Genomic DNA, 2,362 nt, shown 5'->3' on the forward strand with positions numbered 1-2,362 from the left:
GTGCAATGCGCATCCATTACGATTTGTTTGCCGAACACTGTGAAGGTCGGCTTCGGGCAAGTGGCTTGGTGTGACGGAACGACAAAGCTGCGGAAATCAGGAAACAGATCGAGCAGAGGCTCAAGAATCTGCTGAGCCGTTGGCGTAGTTTCAAGCGAAGGGCTACCGATGCCAGGGTCAGCTCCGAGATTGACTTGAGCCGAACTAGCCGAAGGATTGACCGATGGAACAGTTTGCTGCGTCGGGTCTTGCTGCGTGACGGTAGCGTTGCCGGGCAGCTTCCATGGGCTATTCGTTGAAGGTTGAGGATTGACGAAATCTTGAACAGTCGGCCATAGGTTTGGATTTGCTAGCCTCCATGCATCAACTTCCGCAGCGGTAATCGGATCAGACGCGACGTATGGCAAGCCGCTATACCCAGGCTGCGCAGCTGCATCACGCCATGCTTTGTCCGCTAGGGTCGCGACAAGAGCAGGATTCAGCGGCTTCAAAAGCTCTGATGCAGGAATGTTGTTAATGGCCGCCTGCGCTGTAAGGCCCGCCACGTCAGGCGAAACCTGTGCAGATACAGCGATACAGCTTGCATTTCGGTAAACAAATCCGGGCTGACACGTACCAGGAGCGCCAGACGTTTGATAGGTGGCTCCGACACCCGCATAACCCGTCTGCTGATAGCCGCTCGTTTTGTTGACACGCGTCACCAAGCAACTCATATATACGGTCGTGGAAGTGCAGTTACCAAGCTGGTAGTAACTCGTGCTATCACCAACCCAGTTCAAAGAAATGGCCGTTGTGATGACAGCCGTCGGGTCCGATCCATAGACCGACAAAATGGAACTGACCCAGTAGGGCCCACCCTTGTTAAGGCCGTTTCCCGTCGGCAGGGTGTCGGAAGAATGCTGGGTGATGGTCTTTAGATCATTCGAAAAAAGCCAATTCCATGCACCCTTCAGCGCCAAACTGACGCCAGTACTAACAACGACCCCCACGCCAGCAGCAATCGCCACAGAAGCCCAGGCAGGGGCTGTAACAGTGCCGAGAGTGATGGCAGCGGCTGTAGAACCTGCAACAGCCACAAGCTGACCAGAAACCAGATCCAGTGTCGCGCCGTAACGAGGGTCGGCGACCGTGAAGCCACGGTTGTAGGCCTTCTGAGCAATAGCGCCAGAGATTGAGTTTTGCATCCGCGTAACAGGGAAAGTTTGCGCATGGCATGTGCTCCAAAAGGATGAAAACGAAAAGGCGAGAAGAACAATCCGCTTGAGCATGAATGACTACCCCTTGCTCAATCCAGCGATCACAGCCCAGCCGCAGACGATGCCCCAGCCAAACATGAACAAGTACCAAAGCTGCACGATGGTCATTTCAGCTCCATCCATTGAATGCTGATTGGGGCGGGTGTTGAGGCCCGCCCCGAATGGCCGAAAGATCAGCCGCGAATCATTGACAGAACTGTCTTCGCGCCACGGATCGCAACGTAAACGCCAGCGAGCAAACCGCCGATAGCCAGCACGGCCGTGATCACCGTGCTGAAGTCAATGGCATTGGTCAGTGGAGTCAGGTCTGGTCCGGTAGTCGCGGCGAACGACAGCACGGGGGAAACGGCCACAGCGGCCAGCGCGAGTTTCTTCATGTGATTTCCTTTCAAAAAAAACAAAAACAAAAGCCGGGAATGCGCCCGGTCGCACAAACCTATCCTCGGCGGACCATTCCAAGGACAAGCCCAATTCCGTGAGCAGAGAAATAAAGGCCAACGACCATAGAGAAGGCCAGGCCCCACACCCCACCGGCATAGGCGTAGTCGAATTCGCCTAACGCCGCATCAATCGAGTTTTGTTGAGACGGGTCAAGCAGGTAGGCTTGAACCCGACTGGGCACGTAGTACTGCGTGCCAACACGAGGACAAGCTGCTTGTTGAGCTGGGCTGGCGGAAGTCGCGGGCACGCAGACCAACACGCTTTGAACCGTCCCGGCCGACATATGCGTTACTCGACCGCATCTAGAGTCAAGTCAACGGGAGTCACCATTGATGTCTCACCAGTTTCCTTGTCCGTTGTGCGAAACGGCTTGCGTGTGTAGCCGCCAAGGCGGCACGTCACTTCGGTTTCATCACCAACATCACCCAACTTGGAAACGCTGCGGACCTCAACCACTTGTGGGCGGCTGTAGGCATCCGCCGCTGGCGTGATGATTCGTGTGTAGCGTTTGCCATCGAATCGACGCGAAGCTTCGACCTTGCCTTTGACAAGAACTTGCAATGCGACCACTTTGGCGCTGAGCGCAGTGTTCAGGACGGCTGACATATGAACTCTCTCCTTACGCCGCAAGGCGCATCAAATCCCGGCTGGTTTGGTATTCAGGG

General features: G+C 55.4%; 3 protein-coding genes. All 3 read right to left on the minus strand.

Annotated elements, in window-relative coordinates:
* Window positions 1–1,268 (minus strand): hypothetical protein (locus tag EPO09_RS12690; RefSeq protein WP_290643622.1); only part of this gene is annotated, 1,268 nt, incomplete at its 3' end.
* Window positions 1,269–1,429: 161 nt separating this feature from the next.
* A complete protein-coding gene (locus EPO09_RS12695) occupies window positions 1,430–1,633 on the minus strand; it encodes a major capsid protein (RefSeq protein ID WP_290643624.1) in 204 nt (67 codons plus the stop codon).
* A gap of 352 nt (window positions 1,634–1,985) precedes the next feature.
* Window positions 1,986–2,303: a single-stranded DNA-binding protein gene (locus EPO09_RS12700; RefSeq protein ID WP_290643626.1), complete on the minus strand. Its 318-nt coding sequence runs from the start codon at window positions 2,301–2,303 to the stop codon at window positions 1,986–1,988.
* Window positions 2,304–2,362 lie beyond the last annotated feature (59 nt).

Source organism: Aquabacterium sp., assembly GCF_004297345.1.
Lineage (GTDB): Bacteria > Pseudomonadota > Gammaproteobacteria > Burkholderiales > Burkholderiaceae_C > Aquabacterium.